Origin of the sequence: Blautia marasmi, from assembly GCF_900258535.1 — a bacterium.
In the GTDB taxonomy this organism is placed as follows: domain Bacteria; phylum Bacillota; class Clostridia; order Lachnospirales; family Lachnospiraceae; genus Blautia; species Blautia hominis.
Map to the genome: position 1 here is coordinate 3,354,036 of NZ_OIWX01000001.1, position 19,840 is coordinate 3,373,875.

The following is a 19,840-nucleotide window of genomic DNA, read 5'->3' on the forward strand; positions in this document are numbered from 1 at the left end:
AGGCAAAAATCCATGCAGCGCCTTTGGCGATGGGATTTTTGCTTGGCCGTGGTATACTTTCTTGTGGTCAGCCCAGTGAATGCGCAGACCTACCGAATAGTTACAATTTATTACAGATAAAAGAAAGTTTAAGGTTGTTGAAATGGAAAAAATAGAACTGGATAAAAGCAGTGCCGTACCGCTGTATCTTCAACTTGCGGGGCAGATAGAACAGCAGGCAGCGGAGGGCATTCTGGTACCGGGTGAACGTCTTCTCTCGGAAGTCAGAATGGCAGAGGCAGCCGGATTATCGGTAGGCACGGTGAAAAAGGCATATACTTGGCTGCAGGACAGGGGTGTTGTGCAGAAGGTCCGGGGCGGAGGGGCCTATGTGCAGGAAAGGCTGCAAAAAGGCGTGACACAGGAAAAAGATCCCGCCGCTATTGTGGAGGAAATGTTCTCAAAAGTGGCGGAAAGCGGTATGCCCATGAATAAGCTGTTTCTTCTGGCACAGCAAAAGCTGGTCAGCCGTTTTCAGGAAAGACAAAAAATCTGCGCGGCACTGGTGGAATGTAATATCGAAACCCTGCACTCCATCGCTCCGGTGGTGGAGTCTATCCCAAATCTGACGGTGGAGACGTATGTACTGGAGGATCTGCTTTCCGGGAACAGGGTGATCAGCTCCAGATGTAACCTGGCGTTTATCTCCCAGAGCCATTACCAGGAATTTATAGGGTATGCGGATGCCATCAGAATTCCAACGGAGACCTTTGCATTGGTGGAGAGCAGGGAAACAATAGCACGTCTGGCTACCATACCGGAGGGGCAGCCCATATGTATCTTATACAGAAGTGCCACATTTTTAAAAAATGTTCAGAGGACCCTGCATTTTCTGGGGAAAACGAACCGGCAGATTTGTTCCAGCGAGGAAGAAATGAAGGAGGACATTGATAAATACTGCCTTCAGGGTATGCCCTTGATCATTTCGCCCGATTACATAGAATACGCAAGCGCGTGGACACTGCAGGTGGTATCAAGGGCCAGAAAGAGTAAGTGCAGGATCATTCCCATGGAATATGAGATTGACCAGGGTTCCTGGATGCACATGGTGGAAGTGGCAGAGAAGATGGACAGACAGAAGGGGAATGAGGAAATATGAACTGGATACCGGAAGAAAACGGAAAAGTGCCCGTATATCTGCAGATCGCACAAAAACTAATGGCAGAGATTGAAGACGGCACCCTGAAAGAAGGGGAGCGGCTTATGCCTGAACGGAAGCTCAGTGAGACTCTGCATGTGGCCCGCAACACAGTGAAACAGGCCTATGAAGAATTGTGCAGGGAAGGCTATGCTGCCACGAAAAAGGGGAGCGGAACCTATGTTGACACCAGTCGCCGGGCAGAACTGGACGATAAAGTATGCGGGATCATGGAGGAGGTTATAGATAAACTGGCCTCCATGGGCAAGGGGAGAAGAGAGATTGAGCGGATGTTCATGGAGAGCGCCTGGCAGCGCATCCCTGACAGGGAACGTCTGAAACTTGCGTGGATAGACTGCAGTGAGGAGTTTTTGCAGGATACGGCGGAGGAGATCGCAAGATTCTGCAATGTAGATGCAGATGCGTATCTCATTGATGAGATCAGGGAAAATCCCGGGATATTAAACAGGGAAAGATATGATCTGTTCGCAACCACCATCAATCATCATGATGAGGTCTGGGCAACTGTGAAGCATGTGGTGGAAGGCGGGGATGAAATACCTGTGGAGAAGGTGGTCCTCTCCGTATCCAATGAGACGATCAGCAACATTGCCAAACTGCAGGGGGAAAAACCGATTGCAGTGATTTACGGCAGCGAATGGTACCGCTTCAGTGTGGAATGTTTTTTGAAGGAGTTCGGAGTGGTCAGCCCTTACGCATATATTCCCGTTAAAAGCTGTATATACGAGCTGGAGCGCAATTCCAACAGGTACCAGGCTGTCATTCTGCCCCAGAATCCTTCCTACAAGGACGGACTGATAGAAGAGATACAGCTTCTGTGCGAGAAGAAGGAAATCTGCAGTTTTCCGTTTCACCAATATGCGGACCAGGGATCATTGTTCCATCTGCGGGGGCAGGCCTTTAAAAGATGGCTGGAGAAAGGAACAGGGGAATCCCCCTTGGCGGAGGGGAGAAAAACGATATAACACGATAAAGGATGGGGCAGTTACTAAGAACATGCTGCCTCCGGGCTGTGCCCATTTAAGAGCTGCTGCACCTAATATTGGTGCACAGCTCTTCTTTTCTTTCCCGGGCAAGTCTTCTTTTTTATAGATTGCGGAATATATATGTTGTAAGACGAAAAAACTTCTGGAAAAAGAATCTGGTATAGCTTAATAACATGATGCGTATTTGGTATATATTAAAAAATAAATTGGAATATATTAGTGCACCGCCACCAATATGATTGATTGTGAAAAATATACAAAAATATGATTATAAAATTAACTTTAATGCTGAAAAAATAAAAAGATATTGATTAACCACCGGGTTTATGCTAGTATCAGTATAAGCCAATCGGAAAGGTTGACACGGTATGAAAACAATTAATATATACCAATTAAGAGAAATGAGGTGCTATTATGTCAACTAACTATCCACATTTATTCAGCCCGTTACGAATCGGAAACGTAACCCTGAAAAACCGTATCGCAACTGCTCCTATGGGATCAGAACCTAACACATCAGGATTCTTATCCGAGCAGAACCTGGCAGCTTTTGAAAACCGCGCAAAAGGTGGTGCTGCCATTGTCACAAGAGGTGAGACCCTGGTCCATGCCCATACAGGAAGTGCTCACGGCAATCTCTGTAACCTGGACAATGAGGGATTTATGCCGTCACATCTGCAGCTGACAGACAGGATCCATCAGCACAATGCGCTGGCCAATATTGAGATCTTACATAGCGGTGCCCGTGCCCATCCCCAGTATACCAACGGAATCATCTACGGGCCAAGTGCACAGCCCGGTGTATACGGCGTGGATGTAACACCTATGGATGAAGACATCATGAACGAGATCGCAGATGCCTTTGCACATGGTGCATATGTAGCTAAATTCGGCGGATTTGATATGGTTATGGTTCACGGCGGCCACGGATGGCTGCTCAGCGAATTCTTATCTCCGCTGTACAATACAAGAACAGACAAATACGGCGGTTCCATTGAAAACCGTGCTAGATTTCCGCTTATGGTCATTGACCGTATCCGAAAAGCAGTAGGACCGAACTTCCCCATTGAGATCCGTATCTCAGGTGATGAGTTCATGGAAGGCGGTTACGGTATTGATGATGCTGTTGAATTCGCCAAGATGCTGGACGGAAAAGTGGATTTGATCCATGTATCCGCTACTTCCTTCCGCGATGTGAACTCCGGATGCCGTATGTTCCCGTCAGCATTCCTGCCTCACGGTGTCAATGTATACCTGGCAGAGGCTATCAAGAAACATGTAAAGACACCCATCGCAACCGTAGGCTCCCTGTCCGATCCGGCAGAGATGGAAGATATCATCGCATCCGGCAAGGCAGATGTGATCTACGTGGGCCGCCAGATACTGGCAGACCCGGAATTCCCAAACAAGGCAAAAGCAGGACGCTTCGACGAGGTACGCCCCTGTGTGAGATGTAATCACTGTCTGTCCCTGGATTTCGTTCCTTATGTAGATATGTGCTCCGGCATTTCCCAGTGTGTGGTGAACCCGGAAGTGGGACGCGACTTAAAAGAAGGCATGTATCAGCCAAAACCCATGCCTAAGAAAGTATTGGTGATCGGCGGAGGCCCTGGCGGAATGCAGGCGGCTCTGAAGGCTGAGGAGCAGGGACACGAGGTCATTCTGATTGAAAAAGCAGACCGTCTGGGTGGTATGCTCAATGTGGCTGTCCATGATGTTTCTTTCAAAGAAGACCTTGGAAAATATATGCAGTATCTGATCCGCATGGTGGAGAGAAAAGCCATCCAGGTACGATTGAATACAACTGCCACGCAGGAACTGATTCAGGAAATCGCACCGGATACCGTGGTATGTGCAGTGGGTGCAGAACCTATTATCCCCAGGATCCCGGGAGTTGACAGAGAAAATGTGGTAAAAGTTACCCAGCTCCGCGATCCGGGTCTGGAATTCGGAGAAAAGGTAGTAGTGATCGGCGGCGGTCTTGTGGGATGTGAGGAAGGCCTGGCCCTTGCTATGGAAGGAAAAGATGTTACGGTTCTGGAAATGCAGGAAAAACTGGCGCCCGATGCACCGATCCTGCATCTGAAAGCCATGATGCTGGAATACGAAAAACGCACAGAGAATTTACATCCATATACAGAAGTTACCGTTACCTCCATTGAGGATGACGGAGTACATGCAAAAGACAAAGACGGCAAGGAAGTTATCTATCCGGCAGACACAGTATTGTTGTCTGTGGGTATGAGATCTAAGATTGACGAGGTGGAGAAACTCCGCACCAACGATGCTGAATTCATTACCGTAGGTGACTGTATCAAACCGGGCAAGATCCTGCAGGCAGTAAGCGGCGGATATTTTGCAGGGAAAAACGCGTAACGGCAGGACATAGACATAACCCTTGTAACTGTTCATTACCTTTACAGTTACACCCTCTTTTCTGATGTACTGCCCCCGGGGAGCGTAAAGCTCTCCCGGCAGGGTGGTACATAGAGGAGTTTTGCACCCGCTTGATTTAGCGATGTGCAGTTATGTCTATATGCAATATTAGTTTGTAAAAGAGGAGGGAATATATGTCTGAAGTTGCTTCAACCAAAGAACTAAAGAGAGTTTTAGGCAGAAAAGAGCTGCTGTCCATTGGTATCGGACAGACGATCGGCTCCGGTATCTTCGCTATGGTTGGTATCGGTATAGCCATGACGGGAAGGTCAGCCAGCGTTTCCATGCTGATCGCCGCCATTTTCACGATTTTCACCAATATTCCATTGATATTTGTAGCCGGTACCGTTCGTCTGAGAGGTGGTTTTTATACACAGCTTGCACTTCTCGGCAATGATGTCAGTGCGGGATTTTTCGTTATTGTCCATATCCTGTCCTGGACGGCCCTGGCAATGTATGCTTTGAGTTTTGCAGATTACATGCTGGGCCTGATTCCAGCTCTGGCCACCAATGGTTTCGTGCGCCAGCTTATCGCGCTTATTGTGCTGACCGTCTTCTATGTGACAAACCTGATGGGAATTGAGGGGGCAGCCAAACTGCAGAACGCCATGATGCTGATCATGATCCTGGCACTTACGGCATTCATCGTATTTGGATTACCCCATGTAACCGCAGATTACTTTAAACAGCCTGAATTTATGACTCACGGTGTGAAATCCATGCTGTCGGCAGGCGCGCTCTTTACTTGGGCAGTGGGTGGTGCAAACGTTGTGATCCATCTGGGTGCGGAGTGTAAGAATCCCACCAAGGATGTCCCGTTTGTTATTATTGTGGCTACCTGTATCATCGCTGTTTTCTATGCAGGCCTGGTAGTGGTTGCATCCGGTGTTCTTCCGGTTGCGGAAGTTGCCAATCAGCCGCTGACACTGGTATCCGCGGAAGTTCTGCCGTATCCGCTGCATGTGTTCTTTATTGTCGGCGGTGCTATGTTCGCCCTGTCCACAACACTGAACTCTGCTCTTGGCTGGGTTACAAAGCCAATCCTGCAGGCAGCAGTTGACGGATGGTTCCCGCCTAAGGTTGCCACCATTCATAAGAAATACAAGACTCCTACCGTTATCCTGACCATGTTCTATGTGGAATGTGTGATCGTTATCCTGTTCAATGTTCCGATCTCCACGATCGGCAACATGGCAGTAATTCTGAACAATGTATTCTTCGCCATACTGGCATTTACTTCTTACAACATGATCAAGAAGATTCCGGATGTGTGGAAGAAATCCAGGTTCCATGTAAGCAACGGCATGCTGCTGTTCTGGGCAGTCGTGGGCGGTATTTCCCTGATCTTGCAGACACTGCTTCTGTTCAGTGATCTGAAACCATGGGAATTCGTAGCCAATATAGTGGTACTGGTCTTCGGTCTTGCCTATGCGTATTTCCGTAAAAAATCAGGCAAGGTCCATATGGAAGTCAGCTACGAAGAGGCATAGGCGCCAATACGTTAGCGTGTGTCTGAAAATTGCTTTCGGCAAGCTGTGAGTCACACTTTGTGGGCGGCTTGGCCCGGTCATTTTACTTTCAGAATTCAATGCAGAGATATAATCTTTTTAGGGGATTATATCTCTGCTTTTTTTGTCTGGATCATGGAGGGGGAGCAGCGTGTGATGCACTGTTTCTGAGGGGGATCATCCAATTTACTTTAAGACTTTTTGTGGATCCGTTTGTATTCGGAAGGTGACATACCGTATATTTTTTTGAACAGGAGATAAAAATTTTGTCTTGAATTGATCCCTATCATCTCATCAATATCCCCTATAGGGATGTCAGAATTACAAAGCAGATATGCCGCTTTATCAAGCCGGAACCGGGTGAGATAATTCCAGAGCGTTGTGCCGGTTTCCCGCTTGAAGATTTTCTGCAGATAGACCTTGTTCAGCGCGGCGAAGTCTGCGATCTCGTCAATATCTTTTATACTGAAATAATGGTAATGGATATAATTCTTTACTTTTTCCACATAAATCTGTGCGGGAGTGGGGTCCGTGGTGGACATCTGCTTCTGTATGAGGATAAGCACATTGTTGAGCAGCAGATTCATATAATAAGGGTCTTTGCCATGACCAAATTCATGAAAGATGAGCTGCATCAGCGGGTATATATTTTTGGCATTGGGGAGTATAATGCCTGTTTTCAGGCTGTCCAAAACAGAAGTTAGCGCCGGATAAGCTGTGGTCAGATCACACAGTGTACCGAAATTGGGTGAAAGTGTATGTTGATAGCAGTTGATGCTCATATTGATACAGGGGGATGTACAGATGAGTTTGTGGGGGATATGTCCGTTTACAAGTATCAGGCTTCTTTTTTTGACAGGGAAAATCTCACTGTCAATGTCATAGAAACATTCACCGTCTACTATATAATTTAATTCCACGGACCCTGGGGCATGTACATGATATTCCATATCATGGTGGGTCAGATTGAGATAAAATATCTCTTCCGGCAAAAGAACGTTTGCCGCATCTAGAATCTCATATTCATAATTCATATCCTTATCCTCTCCTTTTATATGAAAAATATACAAATTAACGAAAAGCCTTGTGTTTAAATATATCATTTGAGAAAGCAAAAGTATGTCATAGATAATAGCTTGTTATATTTGGCAATATGCAATTTTTGAAGGTAGCAAAAAGAGAGGCTACAATATTATAATTCCATACATAAGCAGCAGGAAATACATATACCGTGTGTGCACAGCGGGCAGCAGCAAAAACGAAAAAAATAAAGGAACAGGAGAAGAATCATGAAGAATAAAAAGTATGGGAGTTTCTTATTGGCAGCACTTATGGCAGGTTCTCTGTGTGCGTGCGGCACAGGCAGCAGCGATGCAGGGGTAGGAGAAAAAGAGAAGACAGGGGGCAGCAAAGACGGTGTGACGCTCACCTATGCAACGTGGAATGAAAACCAGAAGGATTCCATCCAGGCCACCATCGACGGTTTCAATAAGGTATATCCGGACATCAAAGTGGAGATCCAGATCACCCCCTGGGGCGAATACTGGACAAAGCTGGAGGCGGCTGCCACCAGTGGAAACATGGCAGATATTGTAACCATGCACACCAATACCATTGCTAAATATGTGAATGGGGATAAGCTGGCGCAGCTTGATGACCTGGCGGAGATAGACGATACCTTCAGCTATGACAACTACCCGGAAGGGATCACCAGGCTTTTCACAACGGAGGATAAACACTACGGTGTTCCGAAAGATAAGGACTGCGTGATACTGGTATATAATAAAGAAATTTTTGATAATGCCGGGGTGGCATATCCGGATGACTCCTGGACCTGGGCTGACTTAGAGGAAGCAGCGCAGAAACTTACCGACAAAGAAAAAGGGATTTACGGATTTAATGCCTACAATAACAGCCAGGAGAGCTGGGGAAATCTGCTCTATCAGAACGGCGGAAGCATCATTGACGAGGCAAAGAACGTATCAGGCCTGGACAATCCCAAATCTATTGAGGCTATGGACTTTTTCGTAAAGCTGCAGCAGTATTCTCCGTCCCAGGAAATGCAGGCGGAAGTGGATTATATCAGCATGTTTGCCACCGGAACCGTTGCCATGCAGTTCCAGGGAAACTGGCAGCTCAACAATTATACGGACAATGAGATTATGAAAGACAAGTTCGCCATTGCACCGCTCCCGGCCGGACCGGAAGGTGTGAAAGCCACCCAGAGTAACGGAATCGCCTTGTCCATACCAAAGAACTGCAAAAATATGGACGCGGCTAAGAAATTCGTGGCATATGCCAGCAGCGAACAGGGAATGAAGGATGCCGTAAACGGTCCTGCGATCCCGGCTTTTAACGGTGTGGAAGAAGACTGGAGCAAGGCACATGAAGCGGAGTACGATACAAAAGTTATTCTGGACGGCCTGGATTACGGTGTGCAGTTTGTGGGCACAGAGTCAAAATCCCAGTGGGAGGCAGTGATGAATGACTATGTGGCAAAGATCCTGAACGGAGAGATCTCTCCGAAGGATGGATTCATAGATGCGTCCAAAGAAATGAATGAGATACTTGCAAAAGAAAAATAGACTCTGATAATGGGGCTGCCTTCAGCCGGGTGTGCTGGGCAGCCCTGTTCTAATGGAGGGTGAAGAGATGAAAAAAAGAAAAGTAAAGAAATGGCTCTGGGGGTATTTCTTTATCGCGCCGACCATCATCGGCCTGCTGATTCTGAATATTTATCCTATTATCAAGACCATGATCCTAAGCTTTTCCCAGAGTACAGGATTTGACGAGTATATATTTACCGGACTTCAGAATTATATCCGGGTATTCCAGGATAGGGAAGTGTGGATCGGCCTCAGAAACACATTGATATTCTCGGCTCTATCGGTGCCGGGAGGGATATTTATCAGTCTGTTGCTTGCATGGCTTATGAGCAAAAAGATCAGGGGGACCGGTGTGTACCGGGTGATCTATTTTACGCCTATGGTGGCAGCTCCCGCGGCGGTGGCCATGGTATGGTCCTGGCTTTATAATACAGAGTTCGGAGCTTTGAACCAGCTTCTGGGAGGACTGGGATTCCGGACCCATTCCTGGTTAAATGATCCGAAATACGCCATGCTGTCCATTGTCATTATTGCCATCTGGGGAGGAATGGGGCAGCAGATCATCATTTTGATCGTGGCGATCACAAACGTGCCGAAAACCTATTATGAGGCGGCAGCCATTGACGGCGCCAATAGTTTTGTAAAGCTTTTTAAGATAACTGTGCCGCTTATCTCACCCAGTGTATTTTTCCTGACAATAACAGGATTTATCGGTTCTCTGACCCAGTTTGACCTTATTTACATGCTGTATGGAAACAACACATCAAAAGCTATGGACTCTGTGCGGACCATCATGTTTCAGTATTACAGGGAGGCGTTTGTGGTACAGGATAAGCCCTATGCCTCCGCCATCTCCATTATCGCCCTCTGTGTGATCATGATATTTACAGCAGTACAGTTCGCAGCCCAGAAAAAGATGGTGCATTACGATTAGGAGGAAAAAAGTATGCAGAAAAAGAGACAAATACATGTAGGAACACATGTTATTTTGATAACCGGCAGTATCATTATGCTTTTTCCGTTCTTCTGGATGGTTTTGTCTTCCTTTAAAACAGTGGGGGAGCAGATGATGATACCCATGCGGATCTTTCCGTCCAGTTTTGAAAATACAGAGAATTTCCGCCAGGCTCTGGACGCTGTGCCATTTCTGCGGCTGTATGGAAATACGCTGCTGATGATAGCGGGGCGAGTGCTGTGCGCGGTGATCTTTTCAAGTATGGCCGGCTACGGGTTCGCCAGGCTTCAGTTTCCTTTTAAGAACCTTCTGTTTGGGATCGTGCTGCTGCAGATGATGGTGCCGGGACAGATCTTCATTGTTCCCCAGTATATGATGCTGTCCAAGATCAATATGCTGAATACCGTATTTGCCCTGGTATTCCCGGCTCTGGTCAGTGCTTTTGGAACCTTCCTGCTCAGGCAGCAGTACATGTCACTGCCAAAGGAACTGGAGGAAGCCGCTATACTGGATGGTTGTAATCCGTGGCAGACCTTTATAAAGATCATGGTTCCTATCACAAAATCCACCATTGCATCCCTGGCTATTTTTACGGCCCTGTTTGCCTGGAAAGATCTGATGTGGCCCCTGATCGCCAATAATGATCTGAATCACATGCCCCTTTCCGCAGGCCTGAGTGTTCTGCAGGGTGTGTGCCACACCAACAAGGGGGCCATGATGGCAGGCAGTGTCATTGCCACGGTGCCCATGCTTGTCATCTACATTTTGTGTCAGAAACAGTTTATTGAAGGAATTGCCCAGACGGGGATCAAGGGCTGATATACGGCTTGAGCATAGTGGGAAAACACACACGTTCCCGCCGGGGTGCTTTTGCCCCCACCATTAACTTAGAATAAAGGAGAAAACAACAATGCAGATTGCTGAAAACGGCATTTATATGAATTTGGTACTGGAAAAAGGAAAGGCGGCAGCGTTCACCCACTTTTCCCGCTGTCCGGAGAGGACAGAGACTGCGCAGGAGGACCTGCATGTCTGCACACTGGCAGAGATGCAGGCCAGCGGATTTGACCAGTGCGACCATCACGGAAATAAACACACGGGCAGCAGCCCGTCCCTGCTTATGAAATATGAGACCCATACGGATCATGAAAATGAATATGGCAGGAAGCTGGAGATACAGCAGGACTATGAAGGATTGAAACTGATCACACATATGCAGTTCTACAACGATATTCCTGTTGTGAGGTGCTGGAACGAGCTGAAAAACCGAGGGAAAAGAACCTACCCGGTGGAGTACCTGTCCTCCTTTGCCTTTACGGGCCTTTCCGGTGGATGCCAACAGCCCCGCGACAAGAATGGGCTGCTTTACATTCCCCATAATACATGGTTTGGGGAGGCACAGTGGAAAAAATATACATTAAACGAACTGGGATATGACGTTGTAAATACTTTTTCCATGAAGCGCATCTCCTACAGCAAGACAGGAAGCTGGGGATGCGACGAATTCCTGCCAATGGGCTGTTATTACAACACAGAGACGGATACATCCATGACCTGGGAGATAGAGACCAGCGGCTCCTGGCACTGGGAGATCAGCGATATTAATGAACAGTTGTATCTCCAGATCGCAGGACCCACGTTCCAGGAAAACGGCTGGATGATAAACCTGCGTCCGGGGGAAAACTTTACCTCCGTTCCCTGTGCGGTTGCCATGACAGGCGGGGAATTCCAGGAGAGCATAGGAGCCATGACACAGTACAGGAGAAGGATCAGGAGGCAGAACAAGGACAATGAGACGCTTCCGGTTATCTTTAATGATTATATGAACTGTCTGATGGGCGACCCCACAACAGAGGTGTTAAAGCCCCTGATCGACGCGGCGAAAGAGGCGGGCTGCGAGTATTTCTGTGTGGACTGCGGGTGGTATTCTGACGGTCACTGGTGGGATGGCGTGGGAGAATGGCTGCCCAGCCTAAAAAGGTTTCCGGGAGGTATCGGGGAGGTCATTCAATATATCAGAAGCCGTGATATGATACCCGGTCTGTGGCTGGAGCTGGAGGTCATGGGAACCAAGTGCCCTATGGTGGATAAGGTGCCAAAAGACTGGTTTTTCCAGAGAAACGGGCAGGCCATTATTGACCACTGCAGATACCAGCTGGATTTCAGAAATCCCCAGGTACAGGAGTACGCCATGGGCGTGATCAAACGTCTCGTGGAGGAATACGGGGTTGGCTACATTAAGATGGACTATAACATAGACTGCGGTGTGGGTACAGACCGGGATGCAGACAGCGCCGGCGCGGGACTGCTGGAGCACAACCGCGCATATCTGGCCTGGCTTGACCGGGTGTTTGAAACCTATCCGGATCTGATCATCGAAAACTGCAGCAGCGGCGGTATGCGCATGGAGTATTCCATGCTCTCCAGGCAGAGCATCCAGTCCGTCACAGACCAGACAGATTATATTAAAATGGCAGCCATTGCAGCAAACTGTGCTACAGCGTGTGCGCCGGAACAGGCTGCAATCTGGTCCTATCCTCTCATCCGGGGAACAGACGAGGAGGCTGTCTTCAACATGGTAAATGCCATGCTTCTGCGCATCCACCAGAGCGGGTATCTGGGACAGATCGGGGATAGCAGGATGCGCCATGTGACGGATGGGATCCGCTTATATAAAGAGATACGAGAAGACATTAAAGAAGGCCTTCCCTTCTGGCCCACAGGGCTTGCATCCTTTTCTGACGAATACCTGAGCTATGGAATGCAGTGCGGGGACAGATGCTACCTGGCTGTATGGAGGACCAAAGGTGAAGGGGAAAAAGAATTCCGCATTCCCCTTCAGAAGAATGGCTGTCAGGTAAAAGATGTTAGATGCATGTATCCCGTGGATATGAAAACCGATTACAAATATAAAGCGGATACGGAGTGTCTCCATATTAAATTAGAACCTAAAACAGCAAGAGTATTTACTTTTAGCCGCATGGGCTAAGTGAGGCATTTATGTAGTGAAAAGAGAACACAGCATAAAAAGAAAAATCAAATATGTGCTGGGGGGAACCGCGCTGGGGCACCATTACTACCAGTTCCTTCTGGTACACACCCTGTTCCTGGTATTTACCAGAATACCCGGCATCTTTATCAATACACTGCTGATGAACCAGACAGGGAGCATCAATTCCACTCTGTTTTACAATGGCGCGATCTTTGCTGCCTGCGCCGTCATGATGCTTTTATCTGCCCACATCATGCACCGGACACAGAGCAAAGTCACAGCCGTCATCGGTATTCTGGGATACAACCTTCTGTATCTGTGCTACATCCTTTTTCAGGACCGGGTGGGGCAGTATTATATGCTGTTTGGGCTTGCCAACGGCATGGCAGACGGATTTTATTACATCAGCTACGGCAGGATGATCCTGTCCTGCACAGAGACCTGGAACAGAGACAGCGGCATGGGAATCATCAGCATTTTCAGCGCAGCAGTCAATCTGCTGGTCCCCCTTTTCTCAGGAAGCCTTATCTCTCTTATCGGAGGTGTAAAAGGCTATGTGGTTGTTTTCATAGTGGCTTTCCTGGTGGCGTTCGCAACACTGCTGGCAGTTTTCCGGCTTCCAAATGAAATCCGTCACCGGGAAAAGCCCGGAGTACACTATCTGAAATTCCTGAAGCTGATCTGCCAAAAACGCCAAATACTCTACGGCCTGCTGGGAGAGACCATGAAAGGTGTCCGGGAGGGAACCTTCATGTTCATCCTCAACATGATCCTATACCAACTGGTAAAAAACGAGTTTCTGATCGGGTGCAATTCCTTTCTGAGCGGCGCGGCCTCCATTCTGTGCTTCTGGTTTATGAGCCATTTTATACGGCCTGACAATAGGCAGAAATACATGGTGGCCGCTATCTGCATCCTAACCGGCGTTTCCCTGATAAGCCTATGGGCCGTCAATCCGGTGATGGTGGTAGTGTTTGCCGTCATCAATGCATTTTTCGCGGGTATGATAGAAATATCCTGCTACACAACCTTTTTTGACATATCCCAAAGCGTACCGGAAGCAGAGCAGTACACACCCGAACTACTGGCATTCCACGAGGTATTCGTGGTAGTGGGAAGATGTGCGGGACTCTTCGCCTTCGCTGTGGTCAACACCATTTTCCACGGTGCACTACAGGCACAACTCGCAAGCCTGCTCCTACTCACCGTATTCCAGTTTTTCACTGTCCTTCTCTGCAGAAAAGCCAGAGTAACAGCAAAAAGAATATCCGGATAACAGTAACAATATGATTTTTTTAAAATACTATCTACCGCCATAGAAAACCAGGAAACAGGGCAGGAAGGGGCCGGGGATGTATCTTTGCAGCAGCGAGGTTAAGTGGAAGGTTCTGTGAAATCCACCAATTACGGAGACTTAGGCGGGAACCCTCTGGTGACCGTCTTAGCCGCAGTTATTGGTTAGTTCACAGGTTCTGGAACGTCGAGCGGCTGCAAAGATACATCCCCGGCCCCTTCCTGCCCTGTTTCCGTCCCCCCTTGATTCTAAATCGCAATTCTAAAACCCAATTCTATTTATCATTGCAATCCTCAAATTTTTTATATATAATAGGAATATTGAATACAAAAGCGGAGAGTGTATAAAAAATGAGCGGTCTTGTAGTTATGAAGCAGATGATAATAATATTCGCATTGATCATGGCAGGTTTTTTCCTGCACAAAAGGCGCATTATATCTTCCGCTGCATCCAAAGACATGTCAGCACTGGTATTAAACCTCTGCTCCCCGGCTCTGATCATTTCCAGCATGTTCAGTGACCTGACCTCCATATCCAGAAAAAATGTGGGCCTGGTTGCCCTGATCGGCATTCTTTGCTTTGCCTTTCTCATAATACTGGGATATACTCTGACAAAAATCCTGCGGGTGCCTGTTTCCCAGAGAGAGGCATACATTCTGATGACCGTATTCGGCAATCTGGGTTTTATCGGACTGCCGGTGGCGTCTGCAGTGCTTGGGCCGAAATCCATGGTGTATGTGATCGTCTTTAACTTTCTGTTCAATGTGGTGATCTTCACCTTTGGGATCATGCTGGTGAAAAAAGGCGTAGAAGGGGTGGAGCAGTCCTGGACCGACATCTTCAGCCCCGGATTTATTGCCTGCATCCTTGCATTCATTATCTATTGGTTCAATATAAAGATCCCGGCGGATCTGCAGTCACTGGTAAATTACTGCGGCAATGCCTGCACCCTTTTATCCCTGCTCGTGATCGGCATGTCTCTGGTGGGAATGAATCTGGGCAGTGTGTTTAAAAACAAAAGGCTTCTGCTTTTTACTGCCATCCGTTTTATTGTAGTGCCTATAGCCCTGGCCCTGCTGTTAAAACCGTTTTTGCCGGATTATATTATGAGGGCTTCCATTGTACTTATGATGTCTCTGCCGGTGGCGAACATGCCCATGATGATGGCAGAGCAGTATGGGAAAGAAACAACGACCATATCCGAGGGAATCATTTTGTCTACCGTGCTTTCGGCAGCCACGATCTCCCTGGTGTTTTTATTTGTATAGTTTGATCTCACGGACTGCAGAGGCAGCCGGAAAGGAGAATATGATATATGAAATGGAATAAATTCACACTGAAAACAAGAACCGACGCGGAGGACATTATTATATCCACACTGGCGGATATCGGCATTCAGGGTGCGGAGATAGAGGATAAACAGCCTTTGACCGAGGAGGATAAAAAACAGATGTTTGTGGATATCCTGCCGGACATGCCGGAGGATGACGGGGTGGCCTATCTGAACTTCTATCTGGATGAGGATGAAAACGTGGAGGAAATGCTGCAAAAAGTGGAAGCTGAATTAGAGGAACTTCGCAATTTTGTGGATATCGGAGAGGGAACCGTAACCACCTCCCAGACAGAGGACAAGGATTGGATCAACAACTGGAAACAGTATTTCAAACAGTTCTATGTGGATGATATCCTGATCATTCCTTCCTGGGAAGAGGTGAAGGATGAGGACAAAGACCGCATGATCATCCATATTGATCCGGGTACTGCATTTGGCACGGGGATGCATGAGACCACACAGCTCTGCATCCGTCAGCTCAAGAAATATGTGACGCCCGAGACAGAACTTCTGGATGTGGGCACCGGAAGCGGCATCCTTTCCATCGTAGCCCTGAAACTGGGAGCAAAACACGCTGTGGGGACAGACTTGGACCCTTGTGCAGTTCCCGCTGTGGAGGAAAATAAGGAAGTAAATGATATTCCGCCTGAGAGCTTTGACATGATGATCGGAAACATCATTGATGACAAAACCGTCCAGGACAAGGTGGGGTATGAAAAATACGATATTGTGGCTGCCAATATTCTGGCCGATGTGCTGGTACCCCTCACTCCGGTCATTCTGAACCAGATGAAAAAGGGCGGCATTTATATCACGTCAGGAATTATTGATAATAAGGAAGAAACTGTGGTGAAGGCAGTGAAGGATGCCGGCCTTGAGGTCCTGGAGGTGACCTATCAGGGCGAGTGGGTGTCTGTGACCGCCAGAAAGAATTAAGGAGTGTGATCCATGTACCGTTTTTTCGTAGAGCCTTCCCAGGTGGAGGAGCATACCATCCGCATTCAGGGCAGTGATGTGAACCATATAAAAAATGTGCTGCGCATGAAGACAGGTGAGGAGATCCTCATAAGCTCCGGGGATAATCTGGAGTATGCCTGTTACATTGAGGAGATGGGAACAGAGGAAGTCCTGGCGCATGTGATGTATGTGCAGGAGGCCGGTTATGAGCTGTCTTCCAGGATTTATCTGTTTCAGGGTCTTCCCAAAGGTGATAAGATGGAGCTGATCATCCAGAAAGCAGTGGAACTGGGCGTGCATGAGATCATTCCCGTGGCGACCAGGCGGGCCGTGGTTAAGCTGGAAGGCAAAAAAGAAGAGAACAAGATCCGCCGCTGGCAGGCCATTGCAGGCAGCGCGGCGAAGCAGTCAAAACGCATGTATGTGCCGGAAGTAAAACCTGTCATGCGTTTTAGCCAGGCGATAGAACAGGCAAAGGAACTGGACATTGTGCTTCTTCCCTATGAGCTGGCGGAAGGCATGAGAAAGACCAAGGAGATCATTGCTCAGATAGAACCGGGCGGGTCTATCGGCATTTTCATTGGACCGGAGGGCGGGTTTGACGAGGAAGGGGTGCGTATGGCAGTGGAAATGGGAGCAAAGGCCATCACACTGGGAAAAAGAATCTTGCGGACAGAGACAGCAGGGCTTACAGTCCTCTCTGTCCTGATGTTTGCATTGGAGGAATAACATGGAAGCGTATCTGGACAACTCAGCCACCACAAAATGTTTTGATGAAGTAAAGGACATTGTGGTGAAGACCATGACCGAGGATTACGGCAACCCGTCAGCTATGCATTTAAAGGGCGTGGAGGCGGAAAAGTATGTGAAGGAAGCAGCAGCAGCCATTGCCAAAACTCTGAAAGTACAGGAAAAGGAGATTTTCTTCACTTCCGGAGGAACAGAATCAGACAACTGGGCTTTGGTGGGCACGGCACTTGCCAACTGCCGTCAGGGTAAGCATATCATTACCACATCATTTGAGCACGCAGCGGTTTCGGCACCTCTTGACTGGCTGAAAGGGCAGGGGTACGATCTGACCGTGATCCCCGTGGATGAGAAAGGAAATCTCTCCATGGAAGAGCTGGAGGCGGCCATCCGGCCGGATACCATCCTGGTATCCACCATGTATGTGAATAATGAAGTGGGAGCCGTAGTGCCTGTGGAGGCCGTGGCAAAGCTGGTGCATGAGAAGAATCCAAAGACGGTGTACCATGTGGATGCCATACAGGGCTATGGAAAATACAGGATTTATCCCAAACGCGCGGGGATCGACCTGCTCTCTGTGAGCAGCCATAAAATCCACGGGCCAAAGGGTGTAGGATTTTTATATGTCAGTGAAAAGGTGAAGATCCAGCCCCTTATTCTGGGCGGCGGCCAGCAGAAAGGGATGCGTTCCGGTACGGATAATGTGCCGGGGATTGCGGGACTTGGAATTGCAGCACGCATGGTATATGAAGATCATGAGGAAAAGATAGAAAAGCTGAGAGCACTCAAATCCTATCTGGCAGAAAACCTGTCTGCCATGGAGCGGGTAGTCATCAACGGGCCTGCACCCGAGGACGGGGCACCCCATATAGTGAACGCCAGCTTCCTGGGGGTGCGGAGTGAAGTGCTTCTGCATACCCTGGAGGAAAAAGGTATCTATGTGTCCGCGGGAAGCGCCTGTTCCAGCCACAAGCGGGCTGCAAGCGCCACTATGACTGCTATATCCGCGGACAAGGAACGCAGAGAGTCCGCCATACGTTTCAGCCTCAGTGAGTTTACCACAAAAGAGGAGCTGGATCATACACTGGAGGAGATCAGAACCGTACTGCCTGTGCTTCGGAAGTATGCAAGGCATTGATAAGGGAAAGGAATAAGTTATGTATAAAGCATTTTTAATAAAATATGCAGAGATAGCCATCAAAGGAAAGAACCGGTATATCTTTGAGGACGCTTTGGTGGACCAGATCCGCCGTGTGCTGAAAAGTGTGGACGGGTCCTTTGATGTGGTGAAGGAAAGAGGCAGGATCTATGTATTTGCCCGCAGCGAATTTGATTATGAGGAGACTGTGGAGGCGCTTGCGCGTGTGTTTGGTATCTACGGCATCTGTCCTGCCGTTGTATTGCAGGATGAGGGGTATGACCAGCTTGCAGAGGCTGTGGTTTCCTATACAAAAGAAGTATACGGCAGCAAAGACATGACTTTTAAAATGAATGTGAGAAGAACCAAGAAAAGTTATCCCATGAATTCCATGGAGCTGAACGCAGAGCTTGGCGGAGCCATCCTGGATGCGTGCCCGAACATGAAAGTGGATGTGCACAAGCCGGATGTGTTTATCCATGTGGAGATCAGGGATAGGATATATCTGTACTCCCAGGTGATCCCGGGACCGGGGGGAATGCCTGTGGGAACCGGTGGAAAGGCAATGCTCCTTCTGTCAGGCGGTATTGACAGCCCGGTTGCCGGATACATGATCGCAAAGCGCGGGGTTAGTATTGACGCTGTGTATTTCCACGCACCGCCGTACACCAGCGAGCGTGCGAAACAGAAGGTCGTGGACCTGGCCAAACTGGTGGCACGCTACAGCGGTCCCATCCGTCTGCATGTGGTCAATTTCACGGATATTCAGTTATATATTTATGAAAAATGCCCTCATGAGGAGCTGACCATCATTATGCGCCGTTATATGATGAAGATTGCGGAGGCATTTGCCGAGAAGGACGGCTGTCTGGGATTGATCACAGGGGAGAGTATCGGCCAGGTGGCAAGCCAGACCATGCAGAGTCTTGCCGCTACAAATGAGGTATGTACCATGCCTGTATTCCGTCCGGTGATCGGCTTTGACAAGCAGGAGATCGTGGACGTGGCGCTGAAGATCAACACTTATGAGACATCTATCCTGCCCTTTGAGGACTGCTGTACCATATTTGTTGCCAAACATCCTGTTACAAAGCCAAGTTTGAAAGTGATCAAACGCTCTGAGGAAAAGCTTCAGGAGAAGATAGAAGTGATGATGGAGGAAGCTGTGAGTACAGCGGAGACGATCATCTGTGAATAAGAACAGCGGTGCCGGGATGTGGGATTCCGGCATCTGCCCCAAAGGGTTTTCCTTAGGAATGAAAAAAAGGACTGCCCTCAGGCAGCCCCGGTTGTTGCTTTGTCGGAATGAATCTCGATTAGTCTACTAAATATGGTTTTAACACAGTTAAGATGTCATCTAAAGCGCCATCAGCTGCATGGATGTTCAAGTCAATAGCTTTTGATAAATCTAAGCTGAAGATACCCATGATAGACTTAGCGTCGATAACGTATCTTCCGGATACTAAATCAAAATCATAATCAAATTTTGTAATTTCATTCACGAATGATTTTACTTTGTCGATAGAATTCAGTGAAATTTTTACTGTTTTCATTGGAAAAATCCTCCCTTACCTATTCCGTTTTTTGCTTCTTACAAGACTTATGTTACCGTTTATGGCAAAAAAAGTCAATATAAAAAAGGGAGAAATAAAATACAAAGAATCTGACGACTATTCGTCAAAACGCTTAA

At 47.9% G+C, this 19,840-nt stretch carries 16 protein-coding genes and 1 pseudogene; 14 read left to right on the forward strand and 3 right to left on the reverse strand.

What is annotated here, in order from left to right; all coding sequences use genetic code 11:
- Nucleotides 1-142 precede the first annotated feature (142 nt).
- The 4 genes from C6P39_RS14425 to C6P39_RS14440 all read left to right on the forward strand — a co-directional run bounded on the left by C6P39_RS14425 (nt 143) and on the right by C6P39_RS14440 (nt 6,110).
- Nucleotides 143-1,138, forward strand: coding sequence for a GntR family transcriptional regulator (locus tag C6P39_RS14425; protein ID WP_104804234.1), 996 nt, complete (start codon nt 143-145; stop codon nt 1,136-1,138).
- Complete coding sequence (locus tag C6P39_RS14430) at nt 1,135-2,163, forward strand: FadR/GntR family transcriptional regulator (protein WP_104804235.1); 1,029 nt, start codon at nt 1,135-1,137, stop codon at nt 2,161-2,163. The genes C6P39_RS14425 and C6P39_RS14430 overlap by 4 nt, the downstream gene beginning before the upstream one ends.
- Nucleotides 2,164-2,598: 435 nt before the next feature.
- A complete protein-coding gene (locus C6P39_RS14435; protein WP_104804236.1) occupies nt 2,599-4,560 on the forward strand; it encodes an oxidoreductase in 1,962 nt (653 codons plus the stop codon).
- A 194-nt stretch (nt 4,561-4,754) separates the two neighbouring features.
- Nucleotides 4,755-6,110, forward strand: a complete 1,356-nt coding sequence (locus C6P39_RS14440; RefSeq protein WP_104804237.1) for an APC family permease — start codon at nt 4,755-4,757, stop codon at nt 6,108-6,110.
- Here the strand turns inward: C6P39_RS14440 and C6P39_RS28760 are convergent.
- Together C6P39_RS28760 and C6P39_RS14445 are read right to left on the reverse strand one after the other, a co-directional pair.
- A pseudogene (locus C6P39_RS28760) lies at nt 6,091-6,177 on the reverse strand (DUF6783 domain-containing protein); the annotation flags it as partial. The gene C6P39_RS14440 and the pseudogene C6P39_RS28760 overlap by 20 nt on opposite strands.
- Before the next feature lie 142 nt (nt 6,178-6,319).
- On the reverse strand, nt 6,320-7,162 hold the full coding sequence (locus C6P39_RS14445) for an AraC family transcriptional regulator (RefSeq protein WP_104804238.1): 843 nt from the start codon (nt 7,160-7,162) through the stop codon (nt 6,320-6,322).
- Between the two features lie 255 nt (nt 7,163-7,417).
- Here C6P39_RS14445 and C6P39_RS14450 point away from each other — a divergent pair, with 255 nt between their 5' ends.
- The 10 genes from C6P39_RS14450 (at nt 7,418) to thiI (ending at nt 19,348) form a co-directional block, all read left to right on the forward strand.
- Complete coding sequence (locus C6P39_RS14450; protein ID WP_104804239.1) at nt 7,418-8,713, forward strand: ABC transporter substrate-binding protein; 1,296 nt, start codon at nt 7,418-7,420, stop codon at nt 8,711-8,713.
- 67 nt (nt 8,714-8,780) lie between these two features.
- The gene (locus C6P39_RS14455) at nt 8,781-9,668 is read left to right on the forward strand and encodes a carbohydrate ABC transporter permease (protein WP_104804240.1); all 888 of its coding nucleotides are present in this window, start codon (nt 8,781-8,783) and stop codon (nt 9,666-9,668) included.
- Between the two features lie 12 nt (nt 9,669-9,680).
- A complete protein-coding gene (locus C6P39_RS14460) occupies nt 9,681-10,508 on the forward strand; it encodes a carbohydrate ABC transporter permease (RefSeq protein WP_104804241.1) in 828 nt (275 codons plus the stop codon).
- A 91-nt stretch (nt 10,509-10,599) separates the two neighbouring features.
- On the forward strand, nt 10,600-12,678 hold the full coding sequence (locus C6P39_RS14465; RefSeq protein WP_104804242.1) for a glycoside hydrolase family 36 protein: 2,079 nt from the start codon (nt 10,600-10,602) through the stop codon (nt 12,676-12,678).
- Between the two features lie 16 nt (nt 12,679-12,694).
- Entirely contained in the window at nt 12,695-13,957 is a 1,263-nt protein-coding gene (locus tag C6P39_RS14470) for an MFS transporter (protein WP_104804243.1), read from the forward strand.
- A 368-nt stretch (nt 13,958-14,325) separates the two neighbouring features.
- Nucleotides 14,326-15,243: an AEC family transporter gene (locus C6P39_RS14475; protein WP_104804244.1), complete on the forward strand. Its 918-nt coding sequence runs from the start codon at nt 14,326-14,328 to the stop codon at nt 15,241-15,243.
- Between the two features lie 47 nt (nt 15,244-15,290).
- On the forward strand, nt 15,291-16,244 hold the full coding sequence (gene prmA / locus C6P39_RS14480) for a 50S ribosomal protein L11 methyltransferase (protein ID WP_104804245.1): 954 nt from the start codon (nt 15,291-15,293) through the stop codon (nt 16,242-16,244).
- A 12-nt stretch (nt 16,245-16,256) separates the two neighbouring features.
- Nucleotides 16,257-16,994 carry a 16S rRNA (uracil(1498)-N(3))-methyltransferase gene (locus C6P39_RS14485; protein ID WP_104804246.1) on the forward strand — a complete coding sequence of 246 codons (738 nt, stop codon included), beginning with the start codon at nt 16,257-16,259 and terminating at the stop codon, nt 16,992-16,994.
- A gap of 1 nt (nt 16,995) precedes the next feature.
- A complete protein-coding gene (locus C6P39_RS14490) occupies nt 16,996-18,150 on the forward strand; it encodes a cysteine desulfurase family protein (RefSeq protein WP_104804247.1) in 1,155 nt (384 codons plus the stop codon).
- A 19-nt stretch (nt 18,151-18,169) separates the two neighbouring features.
- Nucleotides 18,170-19,348, forward strand: a complete 1,179-nt coding sequence (gene thiI, locus C6P39_RS14495) for a tRNA uracil 4-sulfurtransferase ThiI (protein ID WP_104804248.1) — start codon at nt 18,170-18,172, stop codon at nt 19,346-19,348.
- A gap of 118 nt (nt 19,349-19,466) precedes the next feature.
- Here thiI and C6P39_RS14500 read toward each other — a convergent pair whose 3' ends face one another.
- On the reverse strand, nt 19,467-19,703 hold the full coding sequence (locus C6P39_RS14500; protein ID WP_018596059.1) for an HPr family phosphocarrier protein: 237 nt from the start codon (nt 19,701-19,703) through the stop codon (nt 19,467-19,469).
- Between the last annotated feature and the right edge of the window lie 137 nt (nt 19,704-19,840).

What these genes read in the sequence shown, in the direction of transcription:
- C6P39_RS14425 (WP_104804234.1), top strand. Translation starts at nt 143, where the DNA reads ATGGAAAAAATAGAACTGGATAAAAGCAGTGCCGTACCGCTGTATCTT.
- C6P39_RS14430 (WP_104804235.1), top strand. Translation starts at nt 1,135, where the DNA reads ATGAACTGGATACCGGAAGAAAACGGAAAAGTGCCCGTATATCTGCAG.
- C6P39_RS14435 (WP_104804236.1), top strand. Translation starts at nt 2,599, where the DNA reads ATGTCAACTAACTATCCACATTTATTCAGCCCGTTACGAATCGGAAAC.
- C6P39_RS14440 (WP_104804237.1), top strand. Translation starts at nt 4,755, where the DNA reads ATGTCTGAAGTTGCTTCAACCAAAGAACTAAAGAGAGTTTTAGGCAGA.
- C6P39_RS14445 (WP_104804238.1), bottom strand. Translation starts at nt 7,162, where the DNA reads ATGAATTATGAATATGAGATTCTAGATGCGGCAAACGTTCTTTTGCCG.
- C6P39_RS14450 (WP_104804239.1), top strand. Translation starts at nt 7,418, where the DNA reads ATGAAGAATAAAAAGTATGGGAGTTTCTTATTGGCAGCACTTATGGCA.
- C6P39_RS14455 (WP_104804240.1), top strand. Translation starts at nt 8,781, where the DNA reads ATGAAAAAAAGAAAAGTAAAGAAATGGCTCTGGGGGTATTTCTTTATC.
- C6P39_RS14460 (WP_104804241.1), top strand. Translation starts at nt 9,681, where the DNA reads ATGCAGAAAAAGAGACAAATACATGTAGGAACACATGTTATTTTGATA.
- C6P39_RS14465 (WP_104804242.1), top strand. Translation starts at nt 10,600, where the DNA reads ATGCAGATTGCTGAAAACGGCATTTATATGAATTTGGTACTGGAAAAA.
- C6P39_RS14475 (WP_104804244.1), top strand. Translation starts at nt 14,326, where the DNA reads ATGAGCGGTCTTGTAGTTATGAAGCAGATGATAATAATATTCGCATTG.
- prmA (WP_104804245.1), top strand. Translation starts at nt 15,291, where the DNA reads ATGAAATGGAATAAATTCACACTGAAAACAAGAACCGACGCGGAGGAC.
- C6P39_RS14485 (WP_104804246.1), top strand. Translation starts at nt 16,257, where the DNA reads ATGTACCGTTTTTTCGTAGAGCCTTCCCAGGTGGAGGAGCATACCATC.
- C6P39_RS14490 (WP_104804247.1), top strand. Translation starts at nt 16,996, where the DNA reads ATGGAAGCGTATCTGGACAACTCAGCCACCACAAAATGTTTTGATGAA.
- thiI (WP_104804248.1), top strand. Translation starts at nt 18,170, where the DNA reads ATGTATAAAGCATTTTTAATAAAATATGCAGAGATAGCCATCAAAGGA.
- C6P39_RS14500 (WP_018596059.1), bottom strand. Translation starts at nt 19,703, where the DNA reads ATGAAAACAGTAAAAATTTCACTGAATTCTATCGACAAAGTAAAATCA.